The organism is Brevundimonas staleyi (assembly GCF_041893865.1).
GTDB classification, from domain to species: Bacteria; Pseudomonadota; Alphaproteobacteria; order Caulobacterales; family Caulobacteraceae; genus Brevundimonas; species Brevundimonas staleyi.
This window is the reverse complement of record NZ_CP169082.1, coordinates 370285-384149: the sequence shown is the minus strand read 5'-3', so window position 1 is coordinate 384149 and position 13865 is coordinate 370285. Positions and strand designations below refer to the sequence as shown.

The 13865-nt window shown below is 67.7% G+C and carries 13 protein-coding genes; 3 read left to right on the top strand and 10 right to left on the bottom strand.

What is annotated here, in order from left to right:
- Positions 1 to 69 precede the first annotated feature (69 nt).
- Positions 70 to 2667, bottom strand: a complete 2598-nt coding sequence (gene leuS, locus ACETK8_RS02005) for a leucine--tRNA ligase (RefSeq protein ID WP_374037847.1) — start codon at positions 2665 to 2667, stop codon at positions 70 to 72.
- A 193-nt stretch (positions 2668 to 2860) separates the two neighbouring features.
- Positions 2861 to 3310 carry a DUF3576 domain-containing protein gene (locus tag ACETK8_RS02000; protein ID WP_374037846.1) on the bottom strand — a complete coding sequence of 150 codons (450 nt, stop codon included), beginning with the start codon at positions 3308 to 3310 and terminating at the stop codon, positions 2861 to 2863.
- A 394-nt stretch (positions 3311 to 3704) separates the two neighbouring features.
- Between ACETK8_RS02000 and ACETK8_RS01995 the strand changes: the two genes are divergently transcribed.
- Entirely contained in the window at positions 3705 to 4097 is a 393-nt protein-coding gene (locus ACETK8_RS01995) for an NtrZ family periplasmic regulatory protein (protein WP_374037845.1), read from the top strand.
- A gap of 364 nt (positions 4098 to 4461) precedes the next feature.
- Here ACETK8_RS01995 and ACETK8_RS01990 read toward each other — a convergent pair whose 3' ends face one another.
- Positions 4462 to 5100: a thiamine phosphate synthase gene (locus ACETK8_RS01990; protein WP_374037844.1), complete on the bottom strand. Its 639-nt coding sequence runs from the start codon at positions 5098 to 5100 to the stop codon at positions 4462 to 4464.
- On the opposite strand from ACETK8_RS01990, the gene ACETK8_RS01985 reads away from it, so the two are divergent.
- Positions 5099 to 5839: a YggS family pyridoxal phosphate-dependent enzyme gene (locus ACETK8_RS01985; RefSeq protein WP_374037843.1), complete on the top strand. Its 741-nt coding sequence runs from the start codon at positions 5099 to 5101 to the stop codon at positions 5837 to 5839. The two genes, ACETK8_RS01990 and ACETK8_RS01985, sit on opposite strands and share 2 nt — an antisense overlap.
- A gap of 60 nt (positions 5840 to 5899) precedes the next feature.
- Positions 5900 to 6586, top strand: coding sequence for a response regulator transcription factor (locus ACETK8_RS01980; RefSeq protein WP_374037842.1), 687 nt, complete (start codon positions 5900 to 5902; stop codon positions 6584 to 6586).
- Here the strand turns inward: ACETK8_RS01980 and ACETK8_RS01975 are convergent.
- From ACETK8_RS01975 to ACETK8_RS01945, 7 genes are all read right to left on the bottom strand, one after another.
- Positions 6583 to 6819, bottom strand: coding sequence for a type II toxin-antitoxin system RelE/ParE family toxin (locus ACETK8_RS01975; RefSeq protein WP_374037841.1), 237 nt, complete (start codon positions 6817 to 6819; stop codon positions 6583 to 6585). The two genes, ACETK8_RS01980 and ACETK8_RS01975, sit on opposite strands and share 4 nt — an antisense overlap.
- Positions 6820 to 6857: 38 nt before the next feature.
- Complete coding sequence (locus ACETK8_RS01970) at positions 6858 to 7037, bottom strand: hypothetical protein (protein ID WP_374037840.1); 180 nt, start codon at positions 7035 to 7037, stop codon at positions 6858 to 6860.
- Positions 7038 to 7082: 45 nt separating this feature from the next.
- On the bottom strand, positions 7083 to 7877 hold the full coding sequence (gene xth / locus ACETK8_RS01965; RefSeq protein ID WP_374037839.1) for an exodeoxyribonuclease III: 795 nt from the start codon (positions 7875 to 7877) through the stop codon (positions 7083 to 7085).
- A 293-nt stretch (positions 7878 to 8170) separates the two neighbouring features.
- Positions 8171 to 8803: a LolA family protein gene (locus ACETK8_RS01960; RefSeq protein WP_374037838.1), complete on the bottom strand. Its 633-nt coding sequence runs from the start codon at positions 8801 to 8803 to the stop codon at positions 8171 to 8173.
- Between the two features lie 139 nt (positions 8804 to 8942).
- A complete protein-coding gene (locus ACETK8_RS01955; protein ID WP_374037837.1) occupies positions 8943 to 9869 on the bottom strand; it encodes a hypothetical protein in 927 nt (308 codons plus the stop codon).
- 74 nt (positions 9870 to 9943) lie between these two features.
- On the bottom strand, positions 9944 to 10849 hold the full coding sequence (locus tag ACETK8_RS01950; protein WP_374037836.1) for a hypothetical protein: 906 nt from the start codon (positions 10847 to 10849) through the stop codon (positions 9944 to 9946).
- Between the two features lie 412 nt (positions 10850 to 11261).
- Complete coding sequence (locus ACETK8_RS01945; RefSeq protein ID WP_374037835.1) at positions 11262 to 13703, bottom strand: FtsK/SpoIIIE family DNA translocase; 2442 nt, start codon at positions 13701 to 13703, stop codon at positions 11262 to 11264.
- Between the last annotated feature and the right edge of the window lie 162 nt (positions 13704 to 13865).

Sequence of the window (13865 nt, the reverse complement as noted above, 5' to 3'; positions counted from 1 at the left end):
CGGCGGAGCGCCTCCACCCCATCCCAACCCTTCCCCCTCCAGGGGAAGGGCTTTGAAGGGGCGCTGTCATTAGCCAGCCACCAGATTGACGATGCGGTCGGGCACGACGATCACCTTGCGGATCGATTGGGCGTTGGCTTCCAGATAGGCCACGACGGCGGCGTTGGCGAGCGCCTCGGCCTCGACGGCCTTGGGATCGGCGCCGCGCGGCATTCTGACTTCCCCTCTGCGCTTGCCGTTGATCTGGATGGGCAGGACCACCTCGTCATCGGCGGCCAGGGCCGGGTCGTAGACGGGCCAGGGCGCGTCCAGAACCATTCCGGCCTCACCCAGACGGGTCCAGCCTTCTTCCGCGACGTGGGGCGTGAAGGGCGCGACCAGACGGGCCAGGGCCGACAGGGCCTCCTTCCGCGCCGCGCCCGAGGCGCCCTCGAAATCGCGGATGGTGGCGACGAAGGCGTAGAGCTTGGCGATGGCGGAGTTGAAGCGGAAGCCCTCGACGCCCTCGGACACGGCCTTGATGGCCTTGTGCGTCTCCTTCAGCAGGGCGGCGTCCTTGTCCGCGCTGCCGGTCTCGGAAGCATCGTAGCTGTCGAACAGGGTCCAGACGCGCTGGACGAAGCGGCTGGCGCCCTCGACCCCGCCGGGCGTCCATTGGACGTCGCGCTCGGGCGGCGAGTCCGACAGGACGAACAGGCGGCCGGCGTCCACGCCGTGGCTTTCCAGAATTTCGGCCGGGGCGACGACGTTCTTCTTGGACTTCGACATCTTCTCGATGTCGCCGATGACCAGGGCCTCACCGGTCGAGATCTGCTTCGCCGAACGCTTGCCGGCGTCATTGGTCAGTTCGACGTCGGTCGGCTCGACCCAGGCGCCGTCGGCGCGGCGATAGGTCTCGTGGACCACCATCCCTTGGGTGAACAGGCCCGCGAACGGCTCCTTCACCGCCAGCATGCCGGCGTCCGACAGGGCGCGGGTGATGAAGCGGGCGTAGAGCAGGTGGAGCACCGCGTGCTCCACCCCGCCGATATACTGGTCCACGGCCAGCCAGCGGTTGGCGGCCTCGGTGTTGACCGGCTCGGCCGCCGTCGGATCGGTGAAGCGGGCGAAATACCAGCTGGAATCCACGAACGTATCGAGCGTGTCGGTCTCGCGCGTCGCATCCGTGCCACAGGACGGGCATTTGACGTGCTTCCAGGTCGGGTGACGGTCCAGCGGATTGCCGGGCACGTCGAAGGTCACGTCGTCGGGCAGGACGACCGGCAGCTGGTCGGCCGGAACCTCGACCACGCCACACGACGGGCAGTGGACGATGGGGATGGGGCAGCCCCAGTAGCGCTGGCGGCTGACGCCCCAGTCGCGCAGGCGATAGATGGTCGCGCCCTTGCCCTGGCCCTGCGCCTCCACCCTGGCGATGGCGGCGGCCTTGGCCTCCTCGACCTCCAGACCGTCCAGGAAGCCGGAGTTGAAGGCGCGGCCCGGCCCCGTATAGGCCTCGGTCCCGATCTCGATGGTCGGGGCGTCGTCGGGTTTCACCACCGGGGTGACGGGCAGGTCGTACTTGCGGGCGAAGTCCAGGTCGCGCTGGTCGTGGGCCGGACAGCCGAAGATGGCGCCCGAGCCATAGGTCGACAGCACGAAATTCGCCGACCAGACCGGCAGGGTCTTGGTCTCATCGAACGGATGCTGGACGCGGACGCCTAGGTCGATGCCCAGCTTCTCGGCCTTTTCGATGTCGGCTTCCGACGTGCCCGTCTGGGCGCAGGTCTTGATGAAGTCGGCGACGTCCGGCCGGTGCTCGGCGATGGCCTTGGTCAGGGGATGGTCGGGGGCCAGGGCGATGAAGCTGGCGCCGAACAGGGTGTCGGGCCGGGTCGTATAGACCTCGATCGGATCGCGGGCGTGGTTGGGTTCGCCCTCCGGCGAGGCGGGCAGGAAGGCCGGCGCCTCGACGATGGTCCACCACAGGGTCGCGCCCTTGGACTTGCCGATCCAGTTCTCCTGCATCAGCCGGACCTTCTCGGGCCAGCGGTCCAGGGTCTGCAAGCCCTCGATCAGGTCGTCGGCATAGTCGGTGATCCGCAGGAACCACTGGTTCAGCTTGCGCTTCTCTACAGGTGCGCCCGACCGCCAGCCGCGCCCGTCGATCACCTGCTCATTGGCCAGGACCGTGTTGTCCACGGGATCCCAGTTGACCACGCCGTCGCGACGGAAGACCAGGCCGCGCCGGTACAGCTCCAGGAACCAGGCCTGCTGCTTGCCGTAATACTCCGGATCGCAGGTCGCGAACTCGCGCGACCAGTCCAGCGACAGGCCCAAGAGCTTCAGCTGGTCGCGCATGTTGGCGATGTTGTCGTAGGTCCAGCCCTTGGGGTGGATGCCCCGCTCCATGGCGGCGTTCTCGGCCGGCATGCCGAAGGCGTCCCAACCCATGGGATGCAGGACGTCGTACCCTTGCGCGCGCTTGTGACGCGCGACCACGTCGCCCATCACATAGTTGCGGGCGTGCCCCATGTGGATGTTCCCCGACGGATAGGGAAACATTTCAAGGACATAGTATTTCTTGCGGCCCGTATCCTTGGTGACAAACGCGTTCGCCTCGGCCCAGCGTTGCTGCTGGCGCGGTTCGGCGGTCTTGGGGTCGTAGCGGGTCGGAGAGGCGGACACGGATAATCCTTCAAGGCGTCTCCTCCCTGTTCGCCACTTGGCGAATGGGGAGGTGGATCGGAGGCGAAGCCGACGAGACGGAGGGGTTCTTGAAGCGGACTCGGTCGTGGGGCGTCAAGAGCCCCTCCACCACCCGCCAAGCGGCGGGCGGTCCCCCTCCCCATCGCTCCGCGACAGGGAGGAGACGTGGTTGTTAGCCCGCGTTGGCGAGGTTGAGCTGGCGCGCCTTGGTCAGGATGGCGTTTTCCAGGTCGGCTTCGGTCTGGGCCGCGACCGGCGAGGCGGTCCAGCCGCCCGAGGCGTCGCGGACTTCCTTGGTGATCGTGACGTTCAGGGCGTCGGCGCGCAGGCGGGTGTCCAGGATGAAGACGGTCGCCTTGAAGCGCTCGTTCGGCGTCTGCGGGTTGATGTACCAGTCATAGTTCACCACACCGCCCCACGGATCGGCGGTCAGCAGCGGCATGAAGCTGAGCGTGTCCAGGGTGGCGCGCCACAGATAGGCGTTGACGCCGATGCCCTGGGTCGCCGCAGCGCGGGGCTTGGAGCCGCCGGAGAAGGGCAGGCCGCCGCAGGCGGAGAGAAGCAGACCGCCGGAAACCACCAGCGCGGTCGCCAGGACCGTCTTGCCGCGAACAAAACCCATCGAACGTCGTCTCCCTCGGGTGCTGATCCGCCTGATCCCGTACCGGGGGCGGGGGCGTCGGCGCGACGGTTCACGACCGTTCGCCAAGCGCGGCTCTATAACACGCTGAAAAGGGGCGATGACAAGGCAATCCACGGTCGGCCGTGTCCAGACGGGGCGGGACGGTTGCGACGGGGGCGGTGCGATCCCAATTCTCCAGCCCGGAGAACACCTTCCCGCCGCCTTCCCGTGACGCTTGCGCCACAGGCGACTGCAAGAGTCGGTGGAACCGTGTTCGTTCGGCCTCGTTGCGTTGACCGGGCGGACCACCGGTGTCTAATCGGCGGGTTCACGGAGGAAACGCCGAGTTCAGGAACAAGGGTTCGGCGAGAAACGCCGGGTCGAAGGGTTGGAAATGCGTCTGTCGGCGATCTTCGCTGCATCTCTCGGTCTCGTCGCCCTGGTCGGCGTCGCGGGCGAAGCCTCGGCGCAATCCCGCTCGCGCGCCCCGGCCGTGACCCTGGCCGAGGCCTCCAACGCCCAGAACGCCACCCCGGCCCAGCCGCGTCGCGGCCTGCGCTGGAACGAGAACGGCCGCTGGGGTCTCGATTTCAACCTGAACCAGCCCGTCGGCCGCGAGGCCGAATGGGGCGACGTCGAAGCCGGCGCCTACTACCGCCTGTCGCCGCGCCTGCGCGTCGGCGCCGCCGCCGGCCTGGCCGCCCCCGAACAGGACCCGGCCCGCGCCCCGGAAACCGACCGCCGCGGCCAGCCGCGCGTGCGTCTGGAAACCCTGTTCCGGTTCTAGGGCGGTTCTCCTTCGTCCCCATCCGTGCACCCCAGCGAAGGCTGGGGTCCAGATGGAGGACTCCGACTGTCAGATCAGAAGAACCCGTGCGTCATCCCAGCCCCTTGAGTTCGTGATCTGGACCCCAGCCTTCGCTGGGGTGCACGGAGACGAGTGATTTTCCGTCAAAGATAAAAAAGTTGCTGGCGCCCCGAAACACGGCCCCGCCTGCCTGAGCGGTCCGTTTCGGCCCTTATGTCTGCCCAGGTTCGAAACGCCCGTACACTGGCGCTCACGGTTCGCGGAAAGGGCGGACATCGAAATGGTTTCGTCCGTTTCGTCCGTTTTGTCCGCTTCGGTTCGTCCGGACGAAACGGACGAAACCTCAGGAGAAGGCCTCGGCCACTCCCCCGATCGCCGCCAGGCCGTAGGCGCCCGATCCCTGCAAGGCTCCGGCGGTCTCCGCCGTGATCCCGCCCAGGGCGATGACCCGCGTCGACCCGCTCGCTTCGGCCAGAGCCTCCACCCCCAGGGCCGCCTTAGCCGCCGAGGCCCCGCCCGCCGGAAAGATCGGCGACAGGACGACCGCATCCAGATTTCTCGCCGCCTTCGCCGCCTCGACCGAATGCACCGCCCCGGTCAGGACCCAGTCCGGCCGTCGTCCCGACAGGGCATAGGCCGCCGACAGGGCGCGTTCCGCCAGATGCAGCCCGTCTGCCCCGACCCGATCCGCCAACTCGGCGTCCATGCCGATCAGCAGGGCCATGCCCCGCTCCCGCGTGACCGCCCGCAACCGTTCGGCGGTCCGCAGGGCCTCGGCCGCGCCGAAATGCCGGTAAACCACGCCCGACCCCGCCGGCATCCGCGCGGCGATCTCCCACGGTCTCGGCGTCCGCTCCGGGTCGGTGAACAACAGCATCGGCGGCACGCGCGACCGCACGCCCCCCCTGACAGCATCGGCGGCGCGGGCTAGAGCCTGAGCCACGGCCCACAGCCGGGTCCCGTCTTCCGTCGTTTCCTCCATGACCGCCTCATCCCCCGCTTCGACGTCTCCGTCTACCGGCGAAGCCTTCGCCGACCGTCTGGTCGCCATCCGGGCGCTTATGGCCAGGGCCGCGAAGGCCGCCGGCCGCGACCCGGCCACCGTGACCCTGACCGCCGTCTCCAAGACCCAGCCGGACGACCTGATCGAGGCCGCCCTGGCCTCCGGCCTGCGCGTCTTCGGCGAGAACCGGGTGCAGGAAGCACAAGCGCGCTGGACCGACCGTCGCGACCTTCTTCAGAAGTCGGGCCTGCCCGATCTGGAGCTCCGCCTGATCGGCCCGCTCCAGTCCAACAAGGCCGAGGATGCGGTGGCCCTGTTCGACGTCATCGAGACCCTGGATCGGCCCAAGCTGATCGGCGCGCTGGCCGCCGCCGCTCAGAAGATCGGCCGCTCGCCCCGCCTTCTGGTCCAGATCAACACCGGCGAGGAGGACCAGAAGGCCGGGGTCGCCCCACGCGACGCCGACGCCCTGATCGCCGAGGCGCGCGCGGCGGGCCTGACGGTCGAGGGCCTGATGGCCATTCCGCCGGCCGACGAGGAGCCGATCCTGCATTTCGCCCTCCTGGCCCGGATCGCCGAGCGCAACGGGTTGAAGGTGCTTTCGATGGGAATGAGCGCCGACTACGAGGCCGCGATCCGGCTGGGTGCGACTCACGTGCGCGTCGGATCGGCGCTTTTCGGGGAACGAACCTCGGCCTTTGCGTCCTCTAACAACTGATTCCGCGTCAATTTCGCTCGCCGCCTTGGCGTTTCCGCCAAGCCTCGCCATTCTAGGACCATGCCGACCGCCAAGACCCTCCTGATCATCGACGACGACGACGACCTGCGCGAGGCGCTGGCCGAGCAGCTGGCGCTGCACGAGGAGTTCAAGACCGTCCAGGCCTCGACGGCCACGGAGGGCGTCCGCCTGGGTCGCGAGATCCGCGCCGACCTGATCCTGCTGGACGTCGACCTTCCCGACATGGACGGCCGCGAGGCCTGCCGCCTGTTGCGGAAAGACGGCGTCTCCACCCCCGTCATCATGCTGACGGCCCAGGATTCCGACGCCGACACGGTGCTGGGTCTCGACGCCGGGGCCAACGACTATGTCACCAAGCCCTTCCGCTTCGCCGTTCTCCTGGCCCGCATCCGCGCCCACCTGCGCAGCCACGAACAGTCCGAGGACGCCGTCTTCCAGATCGGCCCCTACGCCTTCCGCCCCGCCGGCAAGGTCCTGATCGACCCGAAAGGCAAGAAGGTCCGGCTGACGGAGAAGGAAACCAACATCCTCAAATACCTCTACCGCGCCGGGGCCAAGCCCGTGTCGCGCGAGGAGTTGCTGACCGAGGTCTGGGGCTACAACGCCGGGGTCACGACCCACACGCTCGAGACCCACATCTACCGCCTGCGCCAGAAGATCGAGCCCGAGCCGGGTCAGGCGCGGCTGTTGCTGACCGACGCGGGCGGATACCGGCTGCAGCCCTAGGGATACTGCTGGCGGGCGTGCAGAAGGCGCAGGACCCGGATCGCCTCGGCCTGGACCGCGTAGACGAGGATGTAGTTGGGGTGGACGACCGCCTCACGCGTGCCGGGCGTTCTTCCTGTTCGATGGGCGTAAGGAAAGGCGGACAGTCGTTCCGCCGAACTTTCGATCAAGGTCTTGAGCGACTGAGCGGCCTTGGGGTTACGAGGTGCGATGTAGGCGATCATCGCTCTCATGTCTGACCGCGCCCGCGCATCCCAGACGACCGGCGACATCAGGTCTGAGGCTTGTGGGCGTCGATGATGGCCTGCATCTCAGCCATGACCTGATCGTGTGGGATACCTTCGCTGGGATCGTCCAGCGCCTCCTGCACCTTTGCGCGGAACCAGGCGTCATAGGCCTCGGCCTCCTCGGTCGAGGCGAACTCGGATTCGATGGGCGACAGGGCGGGCATGCGGGAAAGATGCGCCTCGTCGGCCCATCCCGCAAGCTGAGGCCCTCAGACGTCCAGATCCACCGTGATCGGGCAGTGGTCGCTGGGCTGTTCCCACGCCCGCACCGGCTCGTGGATGATCGCCGACTTCGGAATCACCGACGGCGTCAGGCCGGGCGAGGTCCAGATGTGGTCCAGACGCAGGCCGCGCGCGGACTTGCGGAAGTCCTGGGCCCGATAGCTCCACCAGGAGGCCAGTTTCTGGGGCTCCGGATAGGCGTCGCGGACCACGTCGTGGAACTCGCCCGCCGCCTGAAGCCGGTTCAGGGTCTCCACCTCGATCGGCGTGTGGCTGACGATCTTGGACATGTAGCGGTGGTTCCAGACGTCGAACTCACTGGGCGCGATGTTGAAGTCGCCGCACATCAGAAGCCGCGACGCCTTGTCCTGGGCCGTGATCGTGGCCGTCAGCTGCTCGTAGAAATCCATCTTGTGATCGAATTTCGGGTTCAGCTCCCGGTCCGGCACGTCGCCGCCGGCCGGGATGTAGAAGTTCTGGATATCGACGCCCCTCACCCTCACTGAGACGCAGCGCGCATGGCCCAGCTTGCAGGCGTTGAAGGTGTCGGACGGCTCGATCGGCAGGCGGCTGGCGATCGCCACCCCATGCCAGCCCTTCTGACCCGCGATCTTCAGGTGTGGCAGGCCCATGTCCGCGAAGGCGTTCCGCGGGAACTGGTTCTCCAGGCATTTGATCTCCTGCAGGCACAGGACATCGACCCTGGCCTCCTCCACGAAGCGCGCGACCTGGTCGATGCGCAGGCGGACGGAGTTGATGTTCCAGGTGGCGACGCGAAGCATGGGGTCAGACGCTCGTGACAGTCGAAAGGGTCCGGCGCTCAAGCAATGAGCGACCGCGTCGCGAGCGTTAGCGCCTCGCGCCTCCGGCGCGAACTGAAAACCACAAAAAACCCCCTGACGCGACGCGTCAGGGGGCCGAAGTTTTGTCTCTCTCTCTCGCCGTCCTCGGGAGGGGATGAGGTCCGAGGGCGTAGGAACGGCCGCCGCCGTCCTGCGATCAAAATGTCACTCTCAGACAAAATAGTCAAACCCAGGGGGAGTGCGATTGCCTGTGATCGTCCGAACACGGTGCGTCAGTTGCGTCCCGGACGGCGGGTCGGGTCGGTCAGGCGGAAGAGGCTGGCCGCCAGGCCGGAGGCGGGCTCCAGCGACGTCAGCTGGGTCCGCGTGCGGGTCCCTTGCGCATCGGTGATGGTCCATTCCTGAAGACGGAGCGGGCTGCCCGCGAAGGCCAGGATGACCGAACCCTCGTTCGGGCGGCGCTGGTCGCGCGCGGTGATGGCGAAGGCGCCGGACTGCATCCGGGTGACGCGGTCGATCTGCACCCCCTGGTCCAGACGGACGTTGCGCGCCAGGAAGGTCGACAGCGGCGTCATGCCCAGGGGCACCTGGCGGAAGACGTTCAGGCGCGGGTCGTAGCGTTTGACGTTGTTGCCGTCCGACACGACCAGCAGGCCCGCCGGATTGGTGTATTCGAACCGCATCTTGCCCGGCCGTTGCAGATAGAAACGGCCCTCGCGGCGCTGGGCGCCGGTGGTCTCCACGAAGCCGCCCTGGGCCGAGGTCAGGCCCTGCAGATAGGTCTGGGCCTGGGTCAGGGTCGCGCGATCCTCCGCCGACAGGCCGCTCTGGGCGTGGGCGGGCAGGGCGGCGAGGCCCGCGATGGCGAACAGGCCGAAGCCGAGATCTCTGCGAGACAGGGTCATGGTCGTCTTTCTCCCATTCCGGGATTGTCGATTGCGCCGTTCTGACAGGCCCGCGCGGCGCGTCGATGACGCGAGCTGGACCATATTCCGGCGGCCAGATGAAGCCCTGTTCAGGCGGGAAGGTTCCCGCCGCCCGTCGTCATTCGGCGTCGTCGCGGCGTGCGTCGCGGTGGGCGCGGCGAATGGTGGAGACGACTTCGGACCGGTTGGCGCCGGGCAGGGCCTGGGTGCGCTGGGAGCCGTACAATCCCCGGAGATAGGCCAGATCCCAATCGGTCAGGGTCTCGGGCGCCCCCTCCTCATCGAACAGGTTCAGGATGGTGGCGTAGGCGTCCGTCTCGGCCTCCGGATCGATCTGGGCCAGGGACACCATGGCGATGTAATCCGCCAGCTGCTGCGCGGACACGCCCTCCAGCCGGTTTGAATCGACCACCACGATGACGCGATCCAGATTGTCGACGATCTGCGTCGATATCCGGGAAGGATTCCGGACACGAACGATCGGAGCGTAGCTGTATATGCCTCCGCAAGGCTCTCTGCATTCGCCAGGAAGACGGCTGGCCCGACCTCCGGTGTCCGAGTCTGTCGGAATGCTCACGGCCCACCAGCGCACGGGCCGATCGCTGTCCCGGAACGCCCGCAACCGGGCCCCGCCACGATCCATGCCCGATCCGCCGGGCCGAAAAGACAGGGGGCTGCGGGCGATCAACCCCGCCGTCAACGCCCCTGGGTCGGAGCTGGCGATAACCAGAATGTTCGGCGTGCAGCCGGGGTGGCCGGGCCTCAAACCCAGGTCCTCGGCCACGGTCGAGATGCGGTCCACCAGATATTGAGCCGTTTCCGCTCTGAGATTGGCCGCGCCGACACAGACGCTTCGGTCCCAGCGGGCCAGGTTGCGACCGGCGTTCGGCGCGGCCACCCCGTCCACAAAATTACGAATCAAGGACTCAAGCGGACGGCCGGTGACCTGGATGTCCTCAAGCCTCGTCCCGGAGTCTTGGCTCTCCTGCATCGACTCTTGCGGCGGCGACATCGCCAAGGCGGCGGCGACCAGCAGTTCGATCATAAAAACCTCCTCAGAGGCCCCTGCTCAGGGACGACTGCAAACGAAGAAGAGCAAAACAGCCATGACGCCCGCCGTCATTCGGCGTCGTCGCGGCGTGCGTCGCGGTGGGCGCGGCGAATGGTGGAGACGACTTCGGACCGGTTTGCGCCGGGCTGGGCCTGGGTGCGCTGGGCGCTATAGAGGCCTTCAAGGTAGGCCAGATCCCAATCGGTCAGGGATTCGGCGGCCTCCGGCTGTTCGAAAAGGTTCAAGATCGAGGCGTAGGCGCCCGTATCGGCCTCCGGGTCGATCTGGGCCAGGGAGACCATGGCGATGTAGTCCGCCAACTGCTGGACCGAGACGCCCTCCAGTTTGGTCAGATCCACCACCACGATGACCCGATCCAGATTGTCGACGATGCGGGTGGACAGGCGCGACGGCAGCGGGGCCAGGATCGTCGGCGCACAGCTCGCGCAATCCCCCGGCAAACGGATAGCTCGTTGGCGCGTGTAGGAATCGGTCGGCACGCTGACCGCCCACCAGCGGACAGGGCGGTCGCCGTCGCGAAAATCCCGCAGGCGGGCGCCGCCGCGATCCATGCCCGATCCGCCGGGCCGGAAGGATCGTGGGCTGCGCGAAATCAAGGCGGCCGTCAGCGCCCGGGGCTCTGAGCTGACGATGACCAGGATATTGGGCGTGCAGCCCGGCCGTCCGGGCCGCAAATCTAGGTCTTCGGCCACGGTCGATATTCGGTCCACCAGATACTGGGCCGTCTCGGCCTGAAGATTGGCCGCGCCGACGCAGACACCCTGGTCCCAGCGGGCCAGGTTGCGGCCGGTGTTGGGCGCGGCCACATCGTCCACGAAATCACGGATCAGGGCTTCGAGGGGCCGGCCGGTGACCTGGATGTCCTCGAGCCTCGTCCCTGCGTCCTGGCTCTCCTGCATCGACTCTTGCGGCGGCGACATCGCCAAGGCGGCGGCGACCAGCAATTCGATCATGTTGAACGCTCCTCAGGTGTCCGTGTTCGGGGACGGATGCGAACGAAGGAGGGCGCATAGGCCATGGCGCCTTCCTCCAGCAGTCGATGTGTAGGTCCTACGGATCAACGGTCTCCTGGCACGTCACCAACTCTGGGCACACGAGTGTGTAGCCGACAAGGGTGCCATCAGAGCTAATGATAGCTTCATAATAGCAATCACAGTTTCCGCCGGCCGTGGCAGCCTCGACCGGCAAGATTGGACCGAGGGTTGCGGCGAGCGTGAAGCTGGCCAAGGCAAGAGTTTTCTTGATCATGACGTCCTTCAAAGCGGCACTGTTGCCACTGCTCGGACTGGTATCGCTCTGGTAGAATGATGCAACCCTGAATCTGCCTTCATGCCCAAAGGGCGCGTGTGAACAGACGAAGGATTCTCACGCCATCGGCGGCGGGCCGGCCAGGATGTCGCGCTTGCCCGCGTGGTTGGCGGGCGAGACGACGCCCTCCTGCTCCATCCGTTCGATCAGGGAGGCGGCGCGGTTGTAGCCGATCTGCAGGCGGCGCTGGACGTAGGAGGTCGAGGCCTTGCGGTCGCGGGTCACCACGGCCACGGCGCGGTCGTAGAGGTCGTCGCCGGAGGAGCTGTTGCCGCCCTCGTCGAAGGCGTCAGCGCCGTCGCCGTCCGGATCGTCGGTGATCAGGTCCAGGTAGTCGGGCTCGGCCTGCGAACGCAGGTGTTTGCAGACCTCCTCGACCTCGTGGTCGCCGACGAACGGGCCGTGCAGGCGGGTGATGCGGCCGCCGCCGGCCATGTAGAGCATGTCGCCCTGGCCCAGCAGCTGTTCGCCGCCCTGTTCGCCCAGGATGGTGCGGCTGTCGATCTTGGAGGTGACCTGGAAGCTGATCCGGGTCGGGAAGTTGGCCTTGATGGTGCCGGTGATGACGTCCACCGACGGGCGCTGGGTGGCCATGATCAGGTGGATGCCGGCGGCGCGGGCCATCTGGGCCAGACGCTGGACCGCGCCCTCCACATCCTTGCCGGCGACCAGCATCAGGTCGGCCATCTCATCCATGACCACGACCAGATAGGGCATGGGCTCGGGGCGGATCTTTTCGGATTCGAAGACCGGGCGGCCCTGTTCGTCGAAGCCGGTCTGGACCGTGCGTTCGAAATGCTCGCCCTTGGCCTGGGCCTCCTTGGCGCGCTCGTTGTAGCTGGCGACGTTGCGGACGCCGAGCTTGGACATGCGGCGATAGCGGTCCTCCATCTCGCGCACCGTCCACTTCAGGGCGACGACGGCCTTCTTCGGATCGGTGACGACCGGGGCCAACAGGTGCGGGATGCCGTCATAGACACTGAGCTCCAGCATCTTGGGGTCGATCATGATGAAGCGGCACTCGGCCGGCGACAGGCGATACAGGATCGACAGGATCATGGCGTTGACCCCGACCGACTTGCCGGAGCCGGTGGTGCCCGCGATCAGCAGGTGGGGCATGCGCGCCAGATCGGCGACGTAAGGGTCGCCGCCGATGGTCTCGCCCAGAGCCAGGGGCAGGATATGCGCCGGCTTGCCGTATTCGGACGAGGCCAGGAGGTCCCGCAGATAGACGGTCTCGCGCTTCAGGTTCGGCAGCTCGATGCCGATGGCGTTGCGGTTCGGAACCACGCTGATGCGGCAGGCGCGGGCCGACATGGAGCGGGCGATGTCGTCCGACAGGGCGACGACGCGGCCGTGCTTCACGCCGGGCGCCGGGACCAGTTCGTACAGGGTGACCACCGGGCCCGGGCGGATCTGGTCGATCACGCCCTTGACCCCGAACTCGGCCAGGACGCCTTCCAGCATCTTGGCGTTCTGCTTCAGGGCGTCCTCGTCGACCATGCCGCCGCGCGCCTGGGGCTTGGCCAGCATGCCCAGCGGCGGCAGGTCGAAATCGCCCTCCGGACGGGCGAAGTCGAACATGGTCTGGTCGTCGTCGACGGCCTTCTTCGAGGTCTTGGCCGGCTTGGGCGCGGCGACCTTGATTTCGGTCGCGGCGGCGAGGGGGCTGGGCGCAGGTGCGGCATAGGCGGGGGTGTGAATCGGCTCGTCCCAAGGCAGGGGTTCGTCGGCGTCGGCTTCAGGGGCGACGACCTCGTCCTCGGGCATCTCCAGCCGGGCCGGGCGACGCGGGGCGCGAGCGGGCGCGGCCTCCATCTCGGGCTCCGGACGGGTCGGACGGCGGCGCACCGGCTTGGGCGCGGCTGGCTCGGCCGGACGACGCAGGGTCGAGGCCCAGGCGGCCCCCTCGGCGAAGTCGTTGAGGCGCAGGCCGATGGCGTAGCCGCAGGCCCACAGGCCGAAGCCGAGGAACAGGAGGCCGCCGATGATCTTTCCGCCCGGCACATGCAGGGCGCGGAAACCCGTATCGACCAGACCGATCACCGCGTCGCCCCACAGGCCGCCGAGGCCCGCCGCCAGCGGCCAGGCGCTGGGCGCCGCGAGGGCGGAAAGCGCGGCGGACAGGCTGAGCACGCCGCCGGAGGCCGACAGCGCCTTCAGCGGCGTGGGCTTCAGACGCTGCTGGATCGCGTCGCCGATCGCGGCGGCCAGGCCGAAGGCGACCGTCAGGGCCGCGGCCGGCCAGGCGGCGAGGCCCAGGGACTGCATGAAGATGTCGGCGAACAGGGCGCCGTTCAGGCCCAGCCAGTTGGTCGGGGCGGCCGAGGAGGCGGCGTTCAGGCTGGGGTCCGCCGGGTTCCACGACACCAGGGCCACGACCAGCAGCGTCGCCAGCAGGGCCTGCAACACGCCCCGGAACCGCACCATGAAGGGTGCGTCCCAGATCATGAGGGCGCTCAGGAAAGCGCGCTGGCCGATGGCGAGGGCTGCGGACATCGAAGGCTCCGGACGAAGGTCGGACCCAGTGTCGCAGGTGCAGGGTTAAAGGGCTGTTTACCCTGGAGGCGAGGCAGTAGGTCTTAGGCAGTAGGCAGTAGAAAAGGCCCGCTGCCGCGCCGCCGTCTCCAATCTCCTATTGCCTACTGCCTACTGCCTACT